This is a genomic window from Paraburkholderia sp. Cpub6 (assembly GCF_014201065.1).
GTDB classification, from domain to species: domain Bacteria; phylum Pseudomonadota; class Gammaproteobacteria; order Burkholderiales; family Burkholderiaceae; genus Paraburkholderia; species Paraburkholderia tuberum.
Genome location: NZ_JACHDM010000013.1, coordinates 181922 through 205371 on the forward strand (window position 1 = coordinate 181922; position 23450 = coordinate 205371).

At 66.1% G+C, this 23450-nt stretch carries 14 protein-coding genes and 1 pseudogene; 6 read left to right on the forward strand and 9 right to left on the reverse strand.

The features are described 5' to 3' along the window. Positions 1-11: 11 nt before the first annotated feature. From HDG33_RS22105 to HDG33_RS22120, 4 genes are read left to right on the forward strand one after another with little or no spacing between them, the layout of a single operon-like run. The gene (locus tag HDG33_RS22105) at positions 12-1682 is read left to right on the forward strand and encodes a fatty acyl-AMP ligase (protein ID WP_184033320.1); all 1671 of its coding nucleotides are present in this window, start codon (positions 12-14) and stop codon (positions 1680-1682) included. 20 nt (positions 1683-1702) lie between these two features. Then, positions 1703-2788, forward strand: coding sequence for an efflux RND transporter periplasmic adaptor subunit (locus HDG33_RS22110; RefSeq protein WP_184033363.1), 1086 nt, complete (start codon positions 1703-1705; stop codon positions 2786-2788). Continuing rightward, positions 2785-6039, forward strand: coding sequence for an efflux RND transporter permease subunit (locus HDG33_RS22115; RefSeq protein WP_260330554.1), 3255 nt, complete (start codon positions 2785-2787; stop codon positions 6037-6039). Before HDG33_RS22110 ends, HDG33_RS22115 begins: the two co-directional genes overlap by 4 nt. A gap of 2 nt (positions 6040-6041) precedes the next feature. Further along, positions 6042-7601: an efflux transporter outer membrane subunit gene (locus HDG33_RS22120; protein WP_311548371.1), complete on the forward strand. Its 1560-nt coding sequence runs from the start codon at positions 6042-6044 to the stop codon at positions 7599-7601. A gap of 34 nt (positions 7602-7635) precedes the next feature. Here the strand turns inward: HDG33_RS22120 and HDG33_RS22125 are convergent, their stop codons facing one another. Further along, positions 7636-8424, reverse strand: coding sequence for a class I SAM-dependent methyltransferase (locus tag HDG33_RS22125; RefSeq protein WP_260330555.1), 789 nt, complete (start codon positions 8422-8424; stop codon positions 7636-7638). Positions 8425-8714: 290 nt separating this feature from the next. Between HDG33_RS22125 and HDG33_RS22130 the strand changes: the two genes are divergently transcribed. Continuing rightward, a complete protein-coding gene (locus tag HDG33_RS22130; RefSeq protein WP_184033324.1) occupies positions 8715-9020 on the forward strand; it encodes a hypothetical protein in 306 nt (101 codons plus the stop codon). A 20-nt stretch (positions 9021-9040) separates the two neighbouring features. Here HDG33_RS22130 and HDG33_RS22135 read toward each other — a convergent pair whose 3' ends face one another. Then, the gene (locus HDG33_RS22135) at positions 9041-12334 is read right to left on the reverse strand and encodes an adenylate/guanylate cyclase domain-containing protein (RefSeq protein WP_184033326.1); all 3294 of its coding nucleotides are present in this window, start codon (positions 12332-12334) and stop codon (positions 9041-9043) included. Positions 12335-12584: 250 nt separating this feature from the next. Here HDG33_RS22135 and HDG33_RS22140 point away from each other — a divergent pair, with 250 nt between their 5' ends. Further along, positions 12585-14813 carry an SLC26A/SulP transporter family protein gene (locus HDG33_RS22140; protein WP_184033328.1) on the forward strand — a complete coding sequence of 743 codons (2229 nt, stop codon included), beginning with the start codon at positions 12585-12587 and terminating at the stop codon, positions 14811-14813. Between the two features lie 36 nt (positions 14814-14849). On the opposite strand, the gene HDG33_RS22145 is transcribed toward HDG33_RS22140, so the two are convergent. The 7 genes and pseudogenes from HDG33_RS22145 to HDG33_RS22175 form a co-directional block, all read right to left on the reverse strand. Further along, positions 14850-15971, reverse strand: a complete 1122-nt coding sequence (locus tag HDG33_RS22145) for an asparaginase (protein ID WP_184033330.1) — start codon at positions 15969-15971, stop codon at positions 14850-14852. 73 nt (positions 15972-16044) lie between these two features. Continuing rightward, positions 16045-17463, reverse strand: a complete 1419-nt coding sequence (gene aspA, locus HDG33_RS22150) for an aspartate ammonia-lyase (RefSeq protein ID WP_184033332.1) — start codon at positions 17461-17463, stop codon at positions 16045-16047. Positions 17464-17558: 95 nt separating this feature from the next. After that, positions 17559-19025 (reverse strand): aspartate/glutamate racemase family protein, encoded by a 1467-nt coding sequence (locus HDG33_RS22155; RefSeq protein WP_184033334.1) that lies wholly within the window; start codon positions 19023-19025, stop codon positions 17559-17561. Beyond that, positions 19022-20317 (reverse strand): dicarboxylate/amino acid:cation symporter, encoded by a 1296-nt coding sequence (locus HDG33_RS22160; RefSeq protein WP_184033336.1) that lies wholly within the window; start codon positions 20315-20317, stop codon positions 19022-19024. Before HDG33_RS22160 ends, HDG33_RS22155 begins: the two co-directional genes overlap by 4 nt. Before the next feature lie 122 nt (positions 20318-20439). Continuing rightward, positions 20440-21354 (reverse strand): LysR substrate-binding domain-containing protein, encoded by a 915-nt coding sequence (locus HDG33_RS22165; protein WP_184033338.1) that lies wholly within the window; start codon positions 21352-21354, stop codon positions 20440-20442. 178 nt (positions 21355-21532) lie between these two features. Then, positions 21533-22936, reverse strand: a complete 1404-nt coding sequence (locus tag HDG33_RS22170; RefSeq protein WP_184033340.1) for a DNA-binding protein — start codon at positions 22934-22936, stop codon at positions 21533-21535. A gap of 270 nt (positions 22937-23206) precedes the next feature. Continuing rightward, positions 23207-23434: pseudogene (locus HDG33_RS22175) on the reverse strand (IS6 family transposase); the annotation flags it as partial. Positions 23435-23450: the final 16 nt, after the last annotated feature.

Consider the following 23450-nt stretch of genomic DNA (forward strand, 5'->3'; position numbering starts at 1 on the left):
GACCCGTCACCATGAACCAGACGCTAGTCGATGCCGTTGCAGCGCTGCCGCGCGGCGACGCTCGAGGCCTTCGCTTCGTCTCCACGCACGGCGACGAGCACTACTATCCTTACGAGGCGCTCGAACGCGAGGCGCGCAACCACGCGAAAAAGCTCGTGGCACTGGGGCTGAACAAGGGCGAGCGCGTCGCGCTCGTGATCCTCGACCCGGAAGCGTTCATCCTGAGCTTCCTCGGCGCCTCGTTCGCCGGTCTCGTCCCGGTACCGATATTTCCGCGCGGAAGCCTGAACTTCCGGACCCGCACACGTTACGCCGAAACCGTCAGTCACATCGTGCGCTCGGCAGGCGCGCGGATGCTGCTCACGTCGAACTCGACAAGAGAGACCATCGAGGACGTGCTCGCCGTCGACACCGGCCTCGAACGTATCGTGACCATTGAAGCGCTGCTCGACGGCGAGCCGCCCGCGTGCGATTTGCCCACGCTGCATCCCGATGACCTGTGCTTCCTGCAATACACGTCGGGAAGCACGTCGCTGCCGAAAGGCGTGATGGTCACGCATCGCAATCTGGTCGCGAATGCGACAGCGTTCCTCGGACCCCGCGGCATCGATCTGCGCGAGCAGGACGTCTATGTCAGCTGGCTGCCGCTGCACCACGACATGGGGCTCATCAGCGTGCTCGGCGCGCTGATCTGCGACTTGCCGTGCGTGCTGCTGGCAACCGAAGCGTTCGTGCGCCGGCCCGGCCTCTGGATGGAGGCGATCACGAAATACCGCGGCACCATCAGCTTCGCGCCGAACTTCGCGTACGCGCTCGCCGCTCGCCGTAGCCGCGACCAGGACCTCGAAGGCCTCGATCTGCGGCGGCTGCGCGTCGCCGGCTGCGGTGCCGAGCCGATCCACGCGCAAGCGCTGCGCCAGTTCTGCGCACGCTTCGAGCCGGCCGGTTTTCGTGCGGAAGCGCTGCTGCCGTGCTACGGGATGGCCGAAGCAACACTCGCGATCACGTTTCACGACCACGGCCAGCCGCTCGTCACCGACGTCGTCTATGCGGCCGCGCTGGGGCTTGGTCGAGCGATACCGGCTGCGCGTGATAACGGCTTACGCACGATCGAACTGGTCGGCTGCGGCCATTGCTTTCCCGGCCACGAGTTGCGGATCGTCGACGAATCCGGGCGAGCGTTGCCCGAACGCTGCGTCGGCGAAATCGTCACGCGCGGGCCCAGCATCACCGTGGGCTATTACGGCCAGGCCGACGCGAGCGCCGATGCGTACCGCGACGGCTGGCTGCAGACCGGCGATCTCGGCTACCTCGCCGGCGACCAGCTCTATATCTGCGGCCGCAGCAAGGACCTGATCGTCATTCACGGCTCGAACCTCTATCCGCAAGACATCGAATGGGCGGTGGCCGAGTTGCCGAGCGTGCAAAGCCGCGGTGTCATCGCGTTCAGCGTGATGCGCGACGGCGACGAGACACTGGTCGTCTGTGCCGAGGGCAAGCCGGCGGAGGCCACGGCGCTGCGGCGTGCGATCGCGCAGAAGGTCGCCGAATGCGCGGGCCTGCAGGTCGGTCACGTTGCGATCGTGCAGGCGGGCAGCTTGCCGCGGACCTCGAGCGGCAAGGTGCAGCGCCGCCGGACCAAGGCACAGTTCGAAGCCGGCGAGCTGGAGGAACACTCGTGAGCAAGCGCTGGCGCGAGATCATGCTGACGCTGTCGGGCGCGCTCACGCTCGCCGCCTGTCACGCGAAAGAAGCCGAGGTGACGCTGCCGCGCCCGGTCATCGCCGTGGTCGTGCATCGGGACAGCAAGCCCGTGCTCGCGACGCTGCCGGGCGAAGTCAATGCACGCTATGCGACGCCGCTGTCGTTTCGCATCGCGGGCAAGCTGATCGAGCGGAAGGTGCGGCTCGGCGATACGGTCACGGCCGGCCAGGCGATCGCGCGGCTCGATGCCGACGACGCGCAACGCAGCCTCGCGAGCGCGCAGGCCCAATTGATGGCGGCGCAGCATCGGCTCACCTTCGCCGAGCAGCAACTCGATCGCGACCGGGCGCAGGCGCAGGAACAGCTGATCTCGACAGCGCAGCTCGAGCAGACCCAGGATGCGTATGTGGCGGCCGCCGCGCAGCGCGATCAGGCGCTACAACAGTTCGCGCTGCTGCAGAATCAGACGCAGTACACGGTCCTCACGGCGGACCATGCCGGCGTCATCACCGCCGAAGACGCCGATACCGGGCAGAACGTCGCGGCGGGACAAGCGGTCTACCATCTCGCCTGGTCCGGCGAGGTCGATATTCTCTGCGACGTGCCCGAGAGTCTGCTGAACGCGCTGGCGATCGGCAGCGCGGCCAGCGTCTCGCTGCCGGCCGCCACGGGCAGACGCTTCACGGCACACGTGCGGGAGCTGTCGCCGGCCGCGGACCCCGGCAGCCGCACCTATCGCGCGAAACTGACGCTCGATGCGCCAGGCCCCGAGGTCCGCCTCGGCATGACCGCCACCGTCACGTTCGCCGCGGCCGGCGAGGCGCAGGCGAACGACCCGATCACGCTGCCCGCCAGCGCGCTCTTTCACGACGGCAACGCGCCGGCCGTCTGGGTCGTTCGGCCGGGCGACCAGGCGCTGGAACTGCGCCGGGTCCAGGTCGGCCGCTACGACGACCGCACGATCTCGGTCGCGCGAGGCCTCAACGACGGCGAGCGCGTCGTGCTGCAAGGGGTGCATACCGTTAGCGCCGGCGAAACCGTGCGCGCGGTAGCGCCGTTGCATCCCGAGGACTTCGCATCATGAGAGCGCCGATCGGCCAGGGGCCCGACGGAGCGGGCGGACCCGGTGGACCCGGTGGAACGGGCGGACCGCGGCGGCCGGCAGCGGACGATACCGGCCGCTTCAACCTGTCCGCGTGGGCGATCCGTAACCAGGCGCTGGTCATCTTCGCCGTCGTGCTCGCGACGCTGTTCGGCGGGCTCGCCTATGCCCGGCTCGGACAATCCGAGGACCCGCCGTTCACGTTCCGCGCGATGGTGATCCGGACCTTCTGGCCCGGCGCGACCGCACGCCAGGTCGAGGAACAGGTGACCGACCGGATCGGCCGCAAGCTGCAGGAAACGCCTCATCTCGACTATCTGCGCAGCTACTCGCGTCCCGGCGAATCGCTGATCGTCTTTACGATGAAAGACTCCGCGCCGGTGAACGAAGTGCGCGAGACGTGGTACCAGGTACGCAAGAAAATGGCCGACATCGCGGATACGCTTCCGCCCGGCGTGCGGGGGCCGTACTTCGACGACGAGTTCGGCGACGTCTACACGAACATCTATACGCTCGCCGGCGACGGGTTCTCGCCGGCGCAATTGCACGACTATGCCGACGAACTGCGCGGCGTGCTGCTGCGCGTGCCCGGGGTTGCGAAAGTCGATTATTTCGGCGACCCCGACGAGCACATCACGATCGAGATTCCCAACGCGCAATTGACGCGGCTCAGTATCACGCCGCAACAGCTCGCGCGGGCGATCAATGCGCAAAACGCGGTCACGCCGAGCGGCACGCTGACCACCGCGTTCGACCGCGTGTACGTGCGTCCAAGCGGCCAGTTCACCGACCTGAAGGCGATGGCCGACACGCTGATCGACATCAATCACCGCCTGGTTCGTCTCGGTGACATTGCCACGATCAGGCGCGGCTACGACGATCCGCCGGTCTCGCAGGTTCGCACCGGCGGCCGCGCGGTGCTCGCCATCGGCATCACGATGCAGGCTGGCGGCGATGTGATTCAGCTCGGCAAGCGGCTCGATGCGCAGACAGCGGGATTGCGTGCGCGTCTGCCCGCGGGGCTCGAACTCGTCGAGGTGTCGAGCATGCCGCACGCGGTCTCGCATTCGGTCAACGGTTTTCTGCGGGCCGCCGCCGAAGCCATCGTGATCGTGCTGGCCGTGAGCCTCATCTCACTGGGCTGGCGCGCCGGCGTGGTGGTGGCGATCTCGATCCCGGTCGTGCTCGCGGTCACCGCGCTATGCATGAACGGCTTCGACATCGGCCTGCACAAGATCTCGCTCGGCACGCTGGTCCTCGCGCTGGGCCTGCTCGTCGACGATGCGATCATCGCGGTCGAGATGATGGCCGTGAAGCTCGAGCAGGGCTGGGGCCGCGCGAGGGCCGCGGCGTTCGCCTACAGCAGTACCGCATTTCCGATGCTGACGGGAACCCTCGTCACGGTGGCGGGATTCCTGCCGATCGCGCTGGCGAAATCGGCCACCGGCGAATACACGCGCTCGATCTTTCAGGTGTCCGCGATTGCGCTGATCGCTTCGTGGTTCGCGGCGGTCATGCTGATTCCGTTGCTCGGCTATCACCTGCTACCCGAACGCAAGGGCACGACCGCACGCGAGACGCCTCGGCGCGCGCTTCGCAAGCTCCGCCGGCGCGACGATGCGCAGACGCGCCGGACCCCGGCGGCGCCGCCGCGCGCCACCCGCTTTCATGACCGCCTGCGCGACTGCATCGCGTGGTGCGTGAAGCGGCGCCTCGTCGTGCTCGGCGTCACGGCCGCCTTGTTCGTTGCCGCGTTGGCCGGCTTCGCGCTCGTGCCGCAACAGTTCTTCCCGAGCTCCGAGCGGCCCGAACTGCTCGTCGACATGCGGCTGCCCGAAGGCGCGTCGTTCGAAGCGACGCTGCGCGAAGCCGCGCGCCTCGAAAAGACGCTGGCCGGCCGGCCCGAGATCGATCATCTGGTCGACTTCGTCGGCGCGGGCGCCCCCCGCTTCTATCTGCCGCTCGACGTGCAGTTGCCCCAGCCCAACTTCGCGCAGCTCGTGATCACCGCGAAGTCCGTCGACGACCGCGCAAAGCTCGAACGCTGGCTCGCGAGCACGCTGCAAAACAGCTTTCCCGCCGTGCGCGCGCGCGTTTCGCCGCTCCAGACGGGCCCCTCGGTCGGCTATCCGGTGCAGTTTCGCGTCAGCGGAAGCGACCTCGCCACCGTGCGGGAGATCGCGGAAAAGGTCGCGGCGACGATGAAAGCCGATGCCCGCACAACGGGCGTCCATTTCGACTGGGACGAACCCGGCGAACGCTCGGTGCGCTTCGAGATCGACCAGCAGAAGGCGCGCGAGCTCGGCGTCACGTCGGAAGACGTGGCGAGCTTCCTCGCAATGACGCTGTCGGGCTATACGTTCACGCAGTACCGGGTCCGCGACCGCCTGATCAGTGTCGATCTGCGCGCGCCCCAGCGCGAGCGGGTCGACCCCGACGAGATCGTGAACCTCGCGATGCCGACGCCGAACGGCCCGGTGCCGCTCGGCGCGCTCGCCCACCTCAACAACGAGCTCGAATACGCGGTGATCTGGGACCGCGACCGTCAACCGACGATCACGGTCCAGGCCGACGTGCGCGGCAACGCGTTGGATATCGACGTGACCCAGGCGATCGATCGGACGCTCGCGCCGCTACGCGCGTCGCTGCCGATCGGCTACCGGATCGAGACCGGCGGCGCGGGCGAGATCAGCGGCAAGGCGCAGGCGTCGGTGATCGCGCAGCTTCCGCTGATGCTCGTCGTGGTGTTGACGCTGCTGATGATTCAACTGCGCAGCTTCGCGCGCGTGCTGATGGTCGTGCTCACCGCGCCGCTCGGGCTCATCGGCGTGGTCGCCGCACTGCTGCTGTTCGGCAAGCCGTTCGGCTTCGTGGCGATGCTCGGCGTCATTGCGATGTCCGGCATCATCATGCGCAACTCGGTGATTCTGGTCGATCAGATCGAACGCAATATCGCCGCGGGCCAGGGGCGCTTCGACGCGATCGTCGGTGCCACGGTCCGGCGCTTCCGCCCGATCATGCTGACCGCCGCGGCGGCCGTGCTCGCGCTGATCCCGCTGCTGCATTCGGCCTTCTTCGGACCGATGGCGACCGCACTGATGGGCGGCATCACGGGCGCCACGGTGTTGACGCTGCTCTTCGTTCCCGCGCTGTACGCGACCGCGTTCAAGGTGCGGCACTTCGAACGCGGTGTGCGAACCGCGACCCCGACAATCGAATATACGTGGAGCTGATCGTGGGCACAGACTGCAACCCCGTCGACGGGCCGGCGCTCGCGAGCGCGCCGCATTTCGCCGGCGCGCCGGGTCGAACGCGGGCAGCGGCGATCCATGGTTGGCGCGCGGCGTTCGGCGCGGCCGCGACGATCGCGCTTGGCGCATGCTCGTTCGGTCCGAGCGGCGAGCCGCCCGCGATGCCCTCTCCCGCCCATTACGGCGTCGAGCCTCAGCCCGCGCAAACGGTCGCCGCGCTCGGTGTCGCGCAGCATTTCACCACCGGCGCGCAGCCTGTGCCGCAATGGTGGCGGCTGTTCGAATCGACAGCGTTGAATGACCTCGTCGAAGAAGGTTTGCGCAACAGCCCGACGCTCGCTGCCGCCGACAAGCGCCTGGCCGCCGCGCACGAACAACTGCGGGCGCAGATCGGCGCCTCGCTGCTGCCGTCGGTCGATCTGGTGGGGCAGGCCTCGCGCGGGCGCGATCTTGGCATTCCGGTCCCCGGCGGCCCGAACACGCTGCTTTACAACGAGTTCATCGGCGTAGTCCAGGCGCAATATACGTTCGACCTGTTCGGCGCGGTGCGTAAAGCCAACGCGGCCCGATCAGCGCGTGTCGAGATCGACGCGTATCAACGCGAAGCCGCGCGCCGCGCACTGGCCACCAACATCGTCACGGCGACGATCGCGGCGGCGATGTTGCGCGCCGAGATCGACGCGACCGAGCGATTGATCGCGCTTGCGGGCGATCAGGCTCACGATACCGAACGGCATTACGAACTCGGATCGCTGACGCGCGGCGACGTGTCGACTGCGCGGCAAAGCATCGCCGCGCTCGAGGTCAGCGTGGCCGATCTGCGGCAACGGCTGACGGTGACGAGACATGCGCTTGCGGTGCTGCTCGGCCGCACGCCCGACGCGGCGCCGCCCGAGCCCGAGCTGGCGAGCCTGCACTTGCCGCATGACCTGCCCGTCGTGCTGCCATCGGACCTGTTGCGCGCGCGGCCCGATATCGCGGCCGCCGAGTCGGCGCTGAAAGCCGCGGCAGACGACGTCGGCGTCGCGACGGCACAGCTGTTTCCGAGCCTGACGCTGAACGCCTCGATGGGACAAGGCGGCTTCAACTGGCCGCTCGCGCTGTCGGGCGCAGGCGCGATCTGGAGCATCGCCGCGACGATGTCGCAAGCGCTTTTTCATGGCGGCGCGCTCGTCGCACAGCGGCGCGCGGCAATCGACACCTACGAGGCCGCCGTGTTCGAGTACAAGCAGACCGTGCTGGCGGCGTTCGAAAACGTCGCGGACACGCTTGCGTCGCTCGAACACGACGCGCAGGCGCTCGACGCCGCGAGCGGCGCTGCCCGTGAGGCACGCGAGGCGTTCGACGATGCCACGTCACGTCACCGGCTCGGCGCGCTGCCCGCTGCATCCGCCCGCGGCGGCGAGCAGCAGTACGAAGCAGCGAGGCTCGAAGAAATCCGCCTGATCGGCCGGCGCCTGGCCGATACGGCGACGCTGTTTCAGGCGATGGGCGAGCTGCCGGCGGGCAGCAGCCAGACACCTGACCATCTGGCCGGCAAATGATCGGCCCGCCGCTGCCGGCGGCGCCCGCTTGCGTTCAGCCGGCGCGTCCGCGCGGAACGCCCACAAGGTAAGTCAGACCGATCGGCGAGCCCTGCACCGGCAGTGTGCCGATGTCCCATTCGAAGCTCTGCTGGTCCGGGATACTCGCCACCATCTCACGCAATTCGTCGGGGTTGTAGATGCGCAGCATCGACACGATGCCGTCGAACAGACACAGCAGCGGGATAGCCGGCAGCGCATAGGTGAGCGCTAGTCGCGACCAGCGAAACGGCCGGATCAGCGGAGTCAGCGCGAGCATCATCAGCGGCATCGCCAGGATGAACACGACACCGAGCAGCCGGTGGTCGGCACCCTCGACGATGACGATCGCGCGGCGCTTCATCACCGCGTCGGCGAGGATCGCCCGCGCATCGTCCGGCCGAAAATGGTGGAAAGCGTTGAACATCGTGCGCACGCCGTCGAATCCCGATGGCACGTCCATCGCGTCCACCGGTTCGCTCACATAGGTGACGCGGCCGGCTGCCCCGGCGGATACGCGCTCGTACGCGGCGCGATTGGGATAGAAGTCGGTCAGCTGCACCGTCACGCGTCCGGACTGCGCGAGCAACGGTGCAAGCGTCTGCCACGGGCCGCCCCCGCCCGAACATAGATCGACGATCCGGTCGTTGCCGACCCGCCGCATCGCTTCGCGCAGCTTACCCGCGATGACGTTGAAGCCCTTGAGAGTATTCGCCAGGAAATGCAGCCAGTCCGTGCCGCCGTCACGGATCGCCCGTGGGCACCACGGCTGGTCTTCGATTTCGAGCAGATGCAGGCGTCGCATGATCACGCGGGCAACCGAGGTAACTGAAAACCGGCGGATTTCATAACGTGCCTTGGCAGTGTGCAACCGGGGAGACAGAGAAGGCCTGCACGCTAAACACCACGCCTGTCAGCATTGGCGAGCGGCAACTTACTACCGAAGTTAAACGAGTCAACGCGTGGGCTTCTTAACGCCGTCAGTCGACTATACGCTGAGCCGCGCCGGCGACGTTAGCGGTTCGCATCCTGCATAATGACCACGCATGAGGACTTACCCGCATCATCCGCCGGACGGCGGCCGGGAGACGAGCGATGCAAAACGACAGACCCCCGCCGCGGCGGGTGACATATGAGAAAGGGATCCGGATCGGCGGCCCCGGCTGGTTCGGCCGGTTGCTGACCATCGCCCTGAGCGCGATCTTGTTCGTGGTGGCCGCGATGCTGTCGATCGTGCTGTTCGCCGTGCTGTTCGCGGTCGGCACGATCGTCGTCGGGTATCTGTGGTGGAAGATGCGCGCGTTGCGCCGGCAGACGGTCGCGTATGGCGACGACGCCCGCACCATCGACATGGAGGTCGTCCACAAGGACCCGCCCGACGACGATTCCGCGCCACGCTGAGGATCGGCTACGCGCGTGCCTCAAGCCGCAAGGGCCGCTTCGACCGCGCTTACGTAATTGCGAAAGCCGGCCTGCTGCAGCGCCTCTCGCAGTCGCAGCAGTTCATGTCGCGTGGCTTCGCTGAGCGGCGCCCGAAGCGCGAGTGCAAGCGCACGGCCACGCGCCGCGAAAAGCTCGGACCACGGCAACGGTTCGCGCTGTGTATAGGCCTCGAGTGCGTCCACGTAGTGCAGCATGCCAGCAGGATCGCCCGCCCCCAGCATCGCTTCGACGGCGTCGCGGTAAAACCACAGGTGATTGTGGCCGACCGCGCCGAGGCGCAACAGCGCCTCGCCTTCAGCCAGTAGCCGCGTACGCTCGCCGTTATCGTCAACCGCGCGGCTCAGTGCGCTCAAGGCCTTTGGCCCGGAAAACTGAGTCCCTACCTCGCGTGAGATGGCGAGTGCTTCGCGCAGCGCCACCACTGCTTCACTACGGCATCCTTCGTCCAGTAACAGGCGACCCTGCATCTCCAGATTCTGCGCTTCGAAGCGGCGCGCACCCAATTGCCGGATCACTCGCATTTCCTGCACCAGATGCTTGCTGGCCGCCTGCGCATCGCCCAGTTCCTGGCAGGCGAACACCCCCAGCGTCTCCCCCAGCAATTGCGCGCGAGGCTGCCCGATCAACTCGGCGGCGCGGGCGGCGGCGCTTGCGTCCTCGCGAGCCTGACCTGCGTCGTTCAGATAAATGCGGCTGAAGCCCTGCATCGACAGATTGGCAACCTCGATGCGGCCGAACCCGTGTTCGCGGCTCATCGCTACGCATTCGCTGAAATGATGGAACGCGGTCCGCATGCGCCCCTGCGCATACGCCGCATCCGCCAGGCCGCCGAGCGCGCGAGCCTCTGCCTCGGGCAGACCGAGGCGCCGCGCGTAGCCAAGACCGCGCTCATGCTCGGCGCTGCAGGCGTCGATCTTGCCGAGCGGAAAGAGAATGTTGCCGCGCAGATGATGGAGGCTTGCAAGCTCCGCCAGCCGGTTGTCTCGCTCCGCGATCTTTTGCGCTTGCGCGAGTAAGCCGAGTGCTTCGTCGAGACCCTCGCTGACACGCAGACCTTCCGCGAGCCCGAGCTGACAGTCGCATCGGGCGGCGTCGTCGGTGGCGGCGGCGAGTGCGGTGCGGTACGTCACGATCGATCCTGCGATGTCGCCGAGGTCGCGCTGAAGTTCGCCCTTGCAGCAGCTCAGTGCATGGCGGTCCGCGTCCGACTGCGCGATTTCGATGCCGCGCTCGGCCAGCCGCAACGCGGCTTCGAAACGATGGGCGGCACGCTGTGCGGCCGCCGCGCCCAGGTAGGCGTGCGGCGCGTGCTCGTCTTCGGCGCGGTCGAGATGCTGGGCGTGCAGCGTGACATCGCTCTGTGCGAACCATTCGGCCGCGCGCAGATGAAGTTCACGGCGGCGCGCGCGCAACAACGTTGAGTAAGCGCTCTCCTGGATCAATGCGTGGGCGAACAGGAAGTCCTCGCCTTCCGGCAGCACGAGTGCATTGACGAGCAGGCCGTCGCAGACGTAGCCAGGATCGTCCACGAGCTCTCGCAGCAGCGCGAGGTCGAAACGCTGGCCGATCACGGCGGCCGCCTGGAACGCCAGGCGGTCACGGGGCGCGAGCCGGTCCATCCGCGCGAGCACGAGACTGCGGATCGACGCGGGCACGTTGCCGCCGCTGCCTTCTTCAGCGTTGCGCAGCAGTTGTTCGAGAAACAACGGGTTGCCGCCCGCGCGCTCGATGCAGGCGAGCGCGACGCGCTGGGTCGCATCGATGAAATTGCCCGCCAGGCTCAGGGCCTCGTCCTTGCGAAGCGGTCCGAGATCGATCGTGGCGAACGGGGTGTCGCGGCAACGTGCGCGCCAGCCTGCATCGATCGGATCGCCTTCCACGCGCGAAGTCGTGACCAGCAGGCCCGTGCCGTTGGCAATGCCTGACGCGAACGCCGACAGGTAGCCGATGACTTCGGAATCGGCCCAATGCAGGTCTTCGACGACGATGAGCGTCGCCGCATGGGCGCAAGCGTCCTCGGTCAGCCTCACGGCGAGCGCCTGCTTGCCGCGCTTGCGCGCGCCGTGGTCCATGGCCTCGTAGATGGTTTGCCATTCGGCGGCCTGCGGGAGATCGAGGAAGTCGTGCAGAAACACGATCTGCTCGGCCTTGACGATACCTTGGGTCGCGACCTGCGCGGCGGCGGCCTGCCGCGCTTCACTCGATGCACCGGCCGGTAAGCCGAGCAGGCTTCCAATGATGGTTCCCACCGGATCCTGGCCCTTGCCGACGCCGAAATCGAGCACGAGGCTTCGATGGAGCGTGAAGCCCCGTGCCTGCGCATGGCGGCGCATCTCGTCGACGAGCCGCGTCTTGCCGATCCCGGCTTCGCCTCGCACATGAACGACATGCCCTGCTCGCCTTGCCATGCACGCATGAAGGATGCCGTGAAACTGTTCGAGCTCGGCTTCGCGTCCGACGAAGCGGCTGCGGCTCGTCCTGACGGGCTCGCTGCCAAGCGCGACGAGCCGCCATGCCCGCACCGGCGTGTCGATGCCCTTGAAGCGCCGCTCGCCGATTGCTTCGCAACTGGCGGCGTCGCCGAGCGTGCGCGCCGCGTCGTCGGATATCCAGGTTTCGCCGGCGGCCGCGGCTGCCACGAGCCGAGCGGCCAGGTTCACCGGATCGCCATGCACGGTGTAGTCCTGCGCGTCGGCGCGGCCCAGCGCGCCCGCGATGACCTCGCCGCTCGCAATGCCGATATGCGCCTGCAACGGCCGCCCGGTCTGCGCGGCCAGCCGCGCCAGGCCGTCGTGAATGTCGAGAGCGGCACGGGCGGCACGCAGCGTGTCCGTCTCGTGCGAGCGGGGCGCGCCGAACAGCGCCATCACCGCGTCGCCGATGTGCTTGTCGATCGTGCCGCCATAGGCGAGCACGATCCCGTCGACCAGCGCCGTGTAGCGTCCGATCAGCGCGCGCAAGTCTTCGGGATCGAGCGAGCGCGACAGCATCGTGTAGCCGCAGAGATCGGCGAACAGAATCGTGACCTGCCTGCGCTCGTCCGCGGGCACCTCGTTGTCGGCGGAGGTCTGGGGCGGTAGCTGCGCGGCTGCCGTTAGGGCGCCTGCCGCCGCGGCCAGAATGCGCTTACGGTGGCCGAGCGACTGTACCCCCAGCTCTTTCAGGTCCACGTCGGTCAGCTGCCCGAGCAGCGACATGTCGATGTCGTTTGCCGCGAACGCTTGGGCGTACTGCTCGAGCCCGAGGTCCCGCAGCCATTTCTCGATATCCATGTTCGTCGCCCCGCCTCCGATGCGTGGCCCCGCGGGCAAAAGCTAAGACGAATCGCGCGCGTGCCGGCCGCCAGTGTGAACGGCTCCGGAGCTGCATGGCCTTTGCGTGGAGTTCGCCAGGTACGGGGCCGATGAATAATCAGTGTAGGTGTCCGATAAGCACGCTGCATCGCGTTTGACAGCCGTTCGAGCCGCGCAGGATACTGGCTGGCGCGCCTCACGGCGCCCTTGCATTCGACCGGGAATCCACGTGAAGCCGGGCAAGACCGTTTCCGTCTCCGAGATCCCGCTGCGCTCGCGTTTGGCGGGTCTGCCAGGCGACGTGGCGGCGGGCGCCGTTTCGACGCTCGTCATGCTGTGCTATGCGATGAGCCTCGGCACGATGATCTTTAGCGCCGATCTTGCCCGCTACGCGATGCTGGGCGTGCCCACCGCGCTCGTGAGCTGCGTCGTCACGGCGCTCGTGATCGCCTTGACGAGTTCGATGCGCGTCAACATTGGCGGCCCCGACAGCAACGCCGCCGCCTTTCTCGCGGGCGTGGCGGCGGGTGTAGCCAGCAGCGTGCGCGCGGACGGCGGTTCACCGCAGACGCTGATCCTCACTGTGCTGATCGCCATCGCGCTCTGTTCGCTCATGACGGGCATCGTGCTCTATGCGATCGGCTCGTCGAAGCGCAGCCGCTCCTTGCAGTTCCTGCCCTATCCGGTGCTCGGCGGATTTCTCGCGGGCACGGGCTACCTGCTGCTCGCCGGGGCGTTCCGCGTGCTGACGGGCCAGCCGCTGCAGTGGCACACGCTCGCGTTGCTCGCGCACCTTCACTGGCTCACATGGATTCCGGCGCTGGTCGTCGGCGTGCTGGCCACGGTATTGATGCGCACGTGGCAGCACATTGCCGCGCTGCCGCTCACGCTGGCCTTCGGCGTCGTGCTTTTCTACGTTCTGCTGCAGGTTGCCGGAGTTTCGATCGACGACGCGCGCGGCATGGGTCTGTTGCTGCCGCGCGTCAAGCTGCACCTTTCCGGGCTGCCGGAGTTGCACCTGGCCGCGAGGCTCGGACGGGGCGGCATCGACTGGTCGGCGGTCGGCGCGCATCTTCCCGAGAGTCTGGTGGTGACCTCGGTGTCGGCCGTGACGATCCTGATGAATTCAACGGCGATCGGCGCGGCCACCGGGGAGGACGTCGACCTCAATCGCGAGATGCGCGCCGCCGGCCTCGCCAATCTCGCGAGCGGACTGCTGGGCGGCATGGTCGGCTACCAGTCGTTCAATCGCTCGATGCTCAACGCGCGGGTGGGCGCGACGAGCCGGGTGGCGGGCGTGTTCGCCTCGCTCGCGTGTGTGGTCGTGCTCGCCACTTCGCCGGGCATCGTGGCGCTCTTTCCGGTGCCGGTGCTGGTCGGCCTTCAGCTCTTCATGGGGCTGCGCTTGCTCGTGCATTGGCTGGCGGGCGCCTGGACCAAGCTCAACTGGTATGAGTATCTGCTCGTGCCCGTGATTCTCGGCACTATCGCGGCGTACGGCGTGATCGTCGGCGTAGGGGTGGGCGTCGTTGCAGCATGTGTGATGTTCACGCTGCTCTACGGTCGGGTCGGCTGCATACGCATGGAGTTCGACCTGCGCGCGCGGACCTCGAATGTTGAGCGCAGCATCGAAGACACCCAGGCTCTGCGCGCAATCGGCCCCCAGGTATGCGGAATGTGCCTGCAAGGGTTTCTCTTCTTCGGCACGGCCAATTCGATTCTGCAGCGCCTTCGCGAGCGATTCGGCGCCGGGACTCCGTCGCAGGTCCGCTTCGTCGTGCTCGACTTTGCGGCGACACATGGCATGGATGCATCCGTATCCATCAGCTTCGTCAAACTCAGGCAGCTCTGCGCCGCAAGAAGCGTGGACCTCGTGTTGACCGCGCTGCCGCCGCGCTCGCGCGATCTGCTCGTGAAGACCGGCACGCTCAACCTGAAGATCCATGAATTCGATACGCTCGATGCGGGTCTCGAATGGATCGAAGACAAACTGCTTGCGTCGAACTCGCTCGCGATCGCGCATGGCGGCGATCTGCGGGCGATGCTCGAGCCGCATTTCACGGCCGGCGCGTTGAACGGCTTGGTCGCGTGTCTGGAGGTGCAGGATCTGCTTTCGGGGCAGGCGCTGTTTCGTCATCGCGAGCCGGGCGACGCGCTGTATTTCGTCGAACAAGGACGTGTCGCGATCTCGCTGCCGCTCGGCGATGGCCGCTCGGCGCGTCTGCGCTCGTTCGGCCCCGGCACGGTCGTGGGGGAAATGGCGGTGTACACGCAGCAACAGCGCAGCGCGGATGTGATTGCCGAGGCACCGACGCGCGTGTACCGCCTGTCGATCTCCCGGCTGCTCGAACTCGAACAGCAGGATCCGGCGACGGCGCAACAGTTGCATCGGTTTCTCGTGAAGACCATCGCGTTGCGTCTTGCCGTTGCCGATGAGGCACTACGCGCGGCTTTATAAGCGGCAGCGCCCCTGACCGGCGGCGCCCCCAACCCGTCACCACGTCCCGCTAAACGCCTGCTGTACCTTGACGGGATCGGTCACGCCGTTGGCCACCAGCAATTGCGTCAGCAATCGCGCCTTCTGCGGATTCAGATCGAGCGATGCGACGAATCCGCGCTTGTCGTCGTCCACCTCGACGTTGCGGTTCACGAACCCCGACACCAGGCGCGTCGAGCGAACCACCACGATGCCTTTTGCCGCCGCGCGGTCGAGCGCCGCGAGGGCTTCCTTCGACATGTCACCATCGCCTTCGCCGGCGACGACGATGCCCTTCGCGCCATCGGCGATCGCATGATCGATCTGGCGGCCATCCATGTTGCTATGCGCGTAGACGATATCGACGCGCGGCAATTGCCCACTCGCGGGCAGGCTCAGCGCAGCGCGCGTCGATTGCACCGCCGGCATCACGAAGCGCACGCTGGCCGGATCGACATAACCGATCGCGCCGGCATTCGGCGACGCGAACGCCTGTACCGCTGTGGTATTGGTCTTGGTGATCCAGCGCGGCGCGTGAATCTGGTCGTTCATCACGACCATCACGCCTCGGCCACGCGACTGCGGGCTCGCCGCCACTTCGACGGCTTCGTACAGATTGCCGGGACCGTCGGCGCTCGCCGAACCGCCCGGTCGCATCGAGCCGACCAGCACCACCGGCTTGTCGGCGCGCAGCACGTTGCTCAGGAAGAACGCCGTTTCCTCGATCGTATCGGTGCCGTGCGTAATCACGATGGCGTCGGCCTCGTTCCGCGCGAAGACCTCGTCGATCCGCCGCGCAAGCTGCAACCAGATCCTGTCGTTCATGTCCTGCGAGCCGACGTTCGAGATCTGCTCCGCGCTGATGCTCGCGAGCTTCTCGATGCCCGGCACGCCGCGCACCAGTTCCTGCCCCTTCACGTTGCCCGAGTTGTAGCCGATCGCCGAACGGGGATCGGCGGTTCCCGAGATGGTGCCGCCGGTGGCCAGCACCAGAACACGCGGCGTTGCCGTGACGGCGCTTGCCTGTTGCGATGGCGCGTCGGCAGCCTGTACGCAGGTACCCGCGGCAAGTGCCGCGATCAGCAGTGCCGCCGAACCGCACAGCCGTCTTGCTTTTCGATCGATCGTGTTGCCGTTCATCTTTCTCTCCTCCATCGTTTAAAAGAGTCGCGTGCGTATGCACGCGACCTGTGACCGGAACAACCTTCGTCGCTCACGCCGCCGACGACATCTTTCTTGGTTGCGTCAGCATGGCGGGTTGAAGAATCTCGTCGAGCTGCGCCTGACTCAACAGCCCTTTGTCGATCACGATCTGCGCGACGCTTTTGCCCGACGCAAGCGCTTCCTTCGCGACTTCGGTCGAGTGCGTATAGCCGATGTACGGGTTCAGCGCGGTCACGATGCCGATCGAGCTCTCGACGATCGCGCGCAGCCGCTCGTGATTCGCGGTAATGCCGTCGACGCATTTCGACGCGAGCGTGAGGCACCCTGCGCGTAAATGGGCGACGCTCTTGAACAGGCTGTGCGCGATGATCGGCTCGAACGCGTTGAGCTGGAGCTGCCCCGCTTCGGCGGCGAAGCTCACCGTCACATCGTTGCCGATGACTTCGAACGCGATCTGGTTGACGACCTCCGGAATCACCGGATTCACCTTGCCCGGCATGATGCTCGAACCCGCCTGCACCGGCGGCAGGTTGATTTCGCCGAGGCCCGCGCGAGGACCGCTCGAAAGCAGGCGAAGATCGTTGCAGGTCTTGGAGAGTTTTACGGCGACGCGCTTCAGTACGCCGGAGAGCTGCACGAACGAACCGACATCCTGCGTCGCTTCGATCAGATTCGGCGACGTGGTCAACGCGATACCGGTTATTTCGCTCAAGTGCCTGCATGCAAGCTGCGCGTATTCCGGATGTGTATTGATGCCGGTGCCGATCGCCGTCGCGCCGAGATTGATCTCGCAGATGAGCTGGGCCGCTTCCTTCAGCCGCTCTTCGTCTTCGCCGAGCATCACAGCGAAGGTGCTGAACTCCTGGCCGAGCGTCATCGGTACGGCGTCCTGAAGCTGCGTGCGGCCCATCTTCAGGTCGTTGCCGAATTCCACCGCCTTGCGTTCGAACGATGCGCGCAACACGCCCATCGCGTCGACCAGTTGCATGATGCCCGCGTACGTGGCGATCTTGAGCGCGGTCGGATAGACGTCGTTGGTGCTCTGGCCGAGATTCACGTCCTCGTTCGGATGGAGAACCGCGTATTCGCCGCGCTGTTGCCCGAGATGTTCGAGCGCGAGATTGGCGATGACCTCGTTCGCGTTCATGTTGGTCGACGTGCCCGCGCCGCCCTGAATCACGTCGACGACGAAATGCTCGTGCGCGGTGCCTGAGCGCACTTGCCTGCATGCGTGCACGATGGCCTGCATCTTCACTGCGCTCAATAGGCCGAGATCGTAATTCGCGAGCGCGGCGGCTTCTTTCACGCTCGCCAGTGCGTTGACGAGGTTCGGATACACGGAGATCGGAATACCCGTGATGGGAAAGTTTTGCAGCGCGCGCAGCGTGTGTACGCCGTAGTACGCGCTCGCGGGCACGGCGAGATCGCCGAGAAGGTCGTGTTCGATACGTTCGGTCGGTGCAAGCATGATTACCTCTCAGGTTCTGAAATCGACAGGCGAGCGGGGTCATCCGGCACACCTCGTGTGCAGGTCCGTCGCATTGACTGGGTGATGCGGTTGGGTTATCGAGGCGGCGCTGTCGCGCAGGCGACACACTGCTTCGCGAGCACGTCGGTCGGATCGACCACGCTCACGCGCGCGCCGTTCGCGCCGATCCCATATGGCCCGCGAATCAGCAGCGGCAGTTCCGTGCAGCCGAGAACGATTACTTCGACGCCGTCGGCGATAAGCCCGTCGATCGCCGCGGCGAGGTCTTGCTGGCACTGCCCCGCCGTGAATCCGGCCTTCACGCCTTCCTTGCCGTAGATCGCGTCCATCACGCGCGCCTGCAGCGCGGGAGCCGGGACGACCTGCCGCAAGCCGTGCGATTCGAGCGCCTTTTCGTAGACGCCGCTCGCGAGCGTGCCGCAAGTCGCGAGCACGCCGACTGAGCGCAGCGCGGGAAACGACTCGCGCAGATAACGCACCGTCACGGTCAGCATATTGACGATCGGCACGCCGAGATAAGGCTGTATCCGCTCGACGAAGGCATGCGCCGTATTGCACGGGATCGCGATCAGATCCGCGCCGCCCGTTTCGAGTTTCTTGCAGGTCGCATAGAGCGAGATGGTCGGGTCGGGTCCATCGCCGATCAGATTCTCCGTGCGATCCGGGATCTGCGGGTTCTGCTCGACGAGCAGCTTGAGGTGGTCCTGATCGCGCCGCGCGGGCGTCGCGCGCACGATCTTGTGAATGAAATCGACGGTGGCCGCCGGACCCACGCCACCCACCACGCCGACCTTGAAGATCGTCTCGGGCGTGTGGTACTGGCCGGACACCACGTACTGCGCATAAGCCAGGTTCGAATCGACGAGCGGCACGCGCAACGCACCGAGTTCGTCCGCGACCAGCGCGATCTCGGTGAGCCCCGGCACGATGACGTTGGCGCCCTGTTCGATCAGGTCCTCGCACGCCGCCCGCAGCAACTCGGCCGGACGGCCACGCAGATTGCCGCTCTTCACGCCATCCTCGCCATAAACGGCCTCGGTGACGAAATCGATGCCGTCGCCGATGCGCGGGTGGATCACTTCGAACTCGGGCGCCGCGAAGTACTTCTCGAACAGGCGCCTGCGCCGCGTATGCGCCGACGCGAGCACGCCCACGCGGCGCACCGCGGGAAATCTTCTGCGCACGTGGCTGCGCACCGCATCGATCATGTCGACGATCTGCAGCGGCGAATTGGCCTTCAGTTCGTCGATGAACGTGTGACTCAGGAAGCACGGCAGCACGACAGTCGTCACGCCGCGCTTCTCGAAGCTGCTGATCAGATCGAAGATGTACAGCTTGCGCTGCGTCAACGTCTCGCTGTCGGCATCGGCGCTGCGAAACGGCTGCTGCTCGAAAATCGCATCGAAGTGCTCGGCGTCGCGCGTGGCCGGCGTCGATTTGATCAGTTTGAAGAACACGTCCGCGCTCGCGAGCGGGCCGAGCCCGCCCACCACGCCGAACTTGCGCGCGCTCGTGGCAGCCGTTGCGTCGATGCCGCTCATTTCGTCTCGCCTTCGAGCTGGCCGAACGAAGCCGTCGCCATCGCCGTGCGGCGTTCCTGCCGCGTCACGCGCTGGCCCTCCCACTTCGCGATGGCTGCCGTCGCGATGCTGTTGCCGATCACGTTGGTCGCCGTGCGCCCCATGTCGAGAATTTGGTCGATCGCGAGCACCAGCACGACGCCCGATGGCGGCAGATGGAACATCGGCGCCACGGCCGCGACGACCACCACCGAGCCGCGCGCGACACCCGCCATGCCTTTGCTGCTCACCATCAGCACGAGCAGCATCACGATCTGCGTGCCGATCGGCATGTCGATGCCGAACGCCTGCGCGATGAAGATCGCGGCGAAGGCCTGATACATCATCGAGCCGTCGAGATTGAACGCATAGCCGAGCGGCAACGTGAAGCCGACCACTTTCTTGTCGACGCCGAATTCCTCCAGCTTCTCCGTCAGGCGCGGATACGCCGCCTCGCTGCTCGCGGTGGAGAACGCCAGCATCGCGGGTTCGCGGATCGCCTTGAGCAAGGCCCAGACCGGCTTGCCGAGAAACGCGTAGCCGGCGAGGATCAGCGCCGCCCACAGCAGCGCGAGCCCCGTATAGAAGCTGGCGACGAGCTTGCCGTACGTCGTCAGCACGTCGAGGCCATGCACCGTGATCGCCGATGCCAGCGCGCCGAACACACCGACGGGCGCGAGACGCATCACATAGTCGGTCAGTTTCAGCATGGTGGGCACGAGCCCTTCGACGCCCGCGATCAGCGGCGCGACGCGCGGGTCGGACTTGATCACGCTGAGCACGATGCCGAACATCACCGAGAAGACGAGGATCTGCAGGATATCGTTGCGCGCCATCGCATCGACGATGCTGGTGGGGAACGCGTGTGTGACGAAGTCCTTGAAGTTCAGGCTCGACGTGTTGAGGCCGGTGGCCACGTCAGCGCTCGTCTGGGACATGTGCAAGCCCGCGCCCGGTTGCAGCAGGTTCGCGAGCACGAGGCCGAGCGCGAGCGAGAACAGCGACGCGCACAGGAACCACGCGATCGAGCGCAGACCGATGCGGCGCACGTCGCTCGTGCCTTCCATGCCGGCGAGACCTGACACGAGCGTGGCGAACACCAGCGGCGCAATGATCATCTTCACGAGCCGCAGGAAGATATCGGTGACGATGGAAAAGTAGCCGGCGATCTCCTTCGCCTGCGCGGCATCGGCCGCCGTGCGATTGCAGACATAACCGACGGCCACGCCGAGCAGCATGCCGGCGAGGATGTAGAGGGTAAGCCGATTCTTCATGTGTCTCCGTCCTGAGATTATTTGTGACTGGACGGAATTCTAGAGACGGCAGAAAAGACGTGAATGCTAGTGTTGCATACGGCTATGCAAGTTTCGCATAACGCGGGATAACCCTATCTGCGCTATTCGGCTGACCCCGACGAGGCCCGCAGATGCCGCCACAGCGTATCGAGCAGTTCAGTGCGGTTCGTGAGGTCGCGATACACGCGCAACTCCAGCTCCAGTTGCCATTCGGAGCGGCCGGCGGAGACAAGCTGGCCGCTGTCGAGTTCGGCGGCGATCGAGCTCTTCGGCAGCCAGGCGACACCCTCGCCTTCCAGCACGAGCTTCTTCACGACCTCGGCCATGTCGGATTCATAGTGAAGATGCAAGGCGGGCGACGCTTTGCTCTGCTCCATCAGCAACGCGAAGCAGCGCCCAAAGTAGCTCGTCTCCGTATAGGCGATGAACGGCATCGGATGTTCGATCACGCCGGGCAGACGGTACACGTGCGCAAGCCGCTGATTGGGCCTGCATACCGGCATGAAAGTATCGACGCCCACGGTCACGCATTCATACCTGGTCGGATCGAGATGCAACGGCAGCTGCGGATGGTGATAAGCGAACATCAGCTCGCAGTTGCCGTTGACCAGCATCAGTATCGAATCGTGCACGTTCGCCGGAATCACGCGCGCGCGCACTTCGCCGACATGCTTCGACAGCGTGCGCAGCCACGCGGGCAGGAAGTTGAGCGCGATCGTGTGGCCGGCTGCGATCTGCAGACTCGTGCCGGCGATGCGCTGTTCGGTGCGAATGATGGCGCGCGTGTCGAACAGCTTGTCGAGGATGTCTTCGGCCGCGTCACGAAACAGTTGCCCCGCCGGGGTCAGGGTCGGCGGAAAGCCGCTGCGATCGACGAGATCGGCGCCGACCCATTGTTCGAGCGACTGGATCCGTCTGCTGAAACCCGATTGCGTGACGTTGCGAAACTCCGCCGCCCGGGAAAAGCTCTGATAGCGGGCGAGCGCGATGAAGTCTTCGATCCACTTGATTTCCATCAGCCGTCGGTCTCCGGTCCAGCGACGAATGGACTCGCCGCTGCGCCCGCAATTCTACGCCTGGCCGTGCCGCACGCTGACTATCGGACCGGGGTCAAAGCGCCATGCACAGGCCCTCCCTACGAGCCCATTGCGCGTCGCCATGCTCGCGACGCGCGCCATCCCATCGACGATCCCGTCACGCTGGAGAGGTTTCGGTGTTCAGCTTCGACACCGCACCCGTCTTCTCGTCGTAGCGGTAGCCTTGTTTCTCGAGGTGAGCGTTGATCGTTTCGACGACCACCTGCTGCTGAATCTCCTTGCGCAGCAATTCATGCTCCGGCTTGAGCTGGGCCAGTTCAGCGGCAAGCCGGCGGCTCAATGTCGCTTCGCCTGCGCCGCGGGCAAGGACGACGACCATTTTTTCATTCGCCTGAGCCAGTTGCTGCTTCAGTGCGTTCGAGTAGTCGGACCATTTCCTGACGGTCTCCCGCGCTTCGGCAATTGCGGCGGCATGCGCGTCCGCGTCGCGCGTCATCTGCGCCTTCAATGCCTCGAGCTGCTGAGAGTCGGCAGTCACCGGCGACGCCGACTCCAGGCCCGCGACGTTCTCGCTCGCCACCGCGCTTTCGGCCAGTTCGGCCGCGCGCTGCTGCTCCGCGTCGGCACGCTCCTGCGCCTCCGACAAGCTGGCCGACAGTCTCGCGATTTCGGAGGCGCCCGCGTCACGCTCATCGGTCAGGCTGGCGATCTGCGTCTGGACATTCTGCAATTCAAGTGCGGCGGCATTGCGTTCAGCCTGCGTGCCCGCGACCTCTTCCCGGCGGGCCGCGTGCGCTTCCTGCTCGGCCTGCAGCTCCGCGCGAATCGCTTCGAGCTCGCTTTGAAGACGAGCGACCGCTTCGGAATGCGCCGCTTCCAGCGCCGCACGCTCCGTTTCGTCGGCCGGCGTTTCGACGACTGACCCAGCCGACTCGTTCGCCACCTCGCCCTCGCCCGCGGCGTCGGTCTCCTCGTGCGAAACCGCTTGGCGCTCCGCGGCCAGTTCCGCGCTCTGCAGTTCCGCTTCGAGGAGCGAAACGCGCTCGGCAAGTTCCTGCGCGCGCTTCTCCGCCGCGTCGGTCCGTTGCACGGCGAGCGCAATGTCCTCTTCGAGACCGGCTACTGCGTCGACTTTCTCGTCGTAGGCGCTCGTCATCTTATCCAGTTGGACTTGCAGCGCATCGAGTTCCTGGACGGTGGTTTGCAGTTCCGCAAGCGCGTCGTCGCGCTCGTCGCTGGCGTCCTCGACGCGCTGGCGCATCGCGGCGAGGCGTCGCGCCACCGCGCGTTCCGCTTCATCCTGCGCCGAGCTCCACAGCCGGTCGAGCGCATCGCGCATGGTGTCGGTCACGGTTTCCGGCAACGCAGGACGTTCGACGACCTGCGGCACCCGCGGGGCGCGCGTTTCACGCCACTTGCGCAATGCCGCTGCCACCGCGACCACCGAGCCTGTATGGACTTCGGACCAGATGGCTACCGGAGACACCTTCTCGCCCTCTTCGGCCAACCGGTTTGCGATTTCAGCGACGAGTTCGTCCGTGATCGTAATGTTGCTTGACATGCCTGCCTCGACAAAGTGCACGTGGTGACGAATACCGTTTCGTCGTTCGGGAGGCGACCCCGCGCTGGGACTCGCCTCGCATACCTACGAATTGTCGAGTACTTCCCCGGCGGTCAATCGTTCGAAAAGCCGAGGTTACGGGGAGGTATTCGTCGGATTGCGCCACCAAAGGTCCGGCACACATACATTCAGAGCTTCCCGGCGATCCGATCCGCGGGCGCTGTCACGTTGCTGACTCCATGACGAGATATCGGCAAGGACAGTCGTGTCTCAGAACACGGTGGACGGAGCTTGGGCAATGCCAGTGAAGAGACGCCAGGCTTCAAATCGCGCGGCGAGCTGTTTGCGATAGAGCGAGGCGCGTAGCAGATGACGCTTGAGCGCGAAGTGCTGGCGGATCGGACCGAAGCATGACAGAAATGACTGCGTGCGTTCGGGCAAGCGAAACCCTCGCATCCGGCGCTCGCGTTCACGCGTGGGTTGATGGCTTCTATGAGCAGAAAGTTGTCAAGGC

Bases quoted from the DNA above. Each gene is read 5' to 3' on its own strand.
- HDG33_RS22105 (WP_184033320.1), top strand. From the start codon at position 12: ATGAACCAGACGCTAGTCGATGCCGTTGCAGCGCTGCCGCGCGGCGAC.
- HDG33_RS22110 (WP_184033363.1), top strand. From the start codon at position 1,703: ATGCTGACGCTGTCGGGCGCGCTCACGCTCGCCGCCTGTCACGCGAAA.
- HDG33_RS22115 (WP_260330554.1), top strand. From the start codon at position 2,785: ATGAGAGCGCCGATCGGCCAGGGGCCCGACGGAGCGGGCGGACCCGGT.
- HDG33_RS22125 (WP_260330555.1), bottom strand. From the start codon at position 8,424: ATGCGACGCCTGCATCTGCTCGAAATCGAAGACCAGCCGTGGTGCCCA.
- HDG33_RS22130 (WP_184033324.1), top strand. From the start codon at position 8,715: ATGCAAAACGACAGACCCCCGCCGCGGCGGGTGACATATGAGAAAGGG.
- HDG33_RS22135 (WP_184033326.1), bottom strand. From the start codon at position 12,334: ATGGATATCGAGAAATGGCTGCGGGACCTCGGGCTCGAGCAGTACGCC.
- HDG33_RS22145 (WP_184033330.1), bottom strand. From the start codon at position 15,971: ATGAACGGCAACACGATCGATCGAAAAGCAAGACGGCTGTGCGGTTCG.
- aspA (WP_184033332.1), bottom strand. From the start codon at position 17,463: ATGCTTGCACCGACCGAACGTATCGAACACGACCTTCTCGGCGATCTC.
- HDG33_RS22155 (WP_184033334.1), bottom strand. From the start codon at position 19,025: ATGAGCGGCATCGACGCAACGGCTGCCACGAGCGCGCGCAAGTTCGGC.
- HDG33_RS22160 (WP_184033336.1), bottom strand. From the start codon at position 20,317: ATGAAGAATCGGCTTACCCTCTACATCCTCGCCGGCATGCTGCTCGGC.
- HDG33_RS22165 (WP_184033338.1), bottom strand. From the start codon at position 21,354: ATGGAAATCAAGTGGATCGAAGACTTCATCGCGCTCGCCCGCTATCAG.
- HDG33_RS22170 (WP_184033340.1), bottom strand. From the start codon at position 22,936: ATGTCAAGCAACATTACGATCACGGACGAACTCGTCGCTGAAATCGCA.